Genomic DNA, 259 nt, shown 5'->3' with positions numbered 1-259 from the left:
ATCTTTTGCAAGACGGCGTAATAATGTAGCAAGATCTGAATCATGCTTACTTGCAACCTTAGCAACATTATTATAAAACACCATCGTTGCAAGTTCTTGTAGCGTCGTATACGTCATGGCTTCGATTGGTGTATGAAAATCAGGCTCAAATCCACCCTCAACGACTGACTTTCTTAATTCATGGATTCGCTTAGGATTCACACTTCGAGTGAGTAGTAAATATGTCTCCAATAAATTCGAATGTTGATCCTCTTCTGAG

At 39.0% G+C, this 259-nt stretch carries 1 protein-coding gene; it reads right to left on the bottom strand.

Annotated features, from left to right (window positions below):
• On the bottom strand, positions 1–259 hold a 259-nt coding region (locus tag HMPREF2590_RS13480; RefSeq protein WP_176748659.1), incomplete at both ends, for an acyl-ACP desaturase.

Origin of the sequence: Bacillus sp. HMSC036E02, from assembly GCF_001836235.1 — a bacterium.
GTDB lineage: Bacteria > Bacillota > Bacilli > Bacillales > Bacillaceae_G > Bacillus_A > Bacillus_A cereus.
This window is presented reverse-complemented; position numbering and strand designations above follow the sequence as displayed.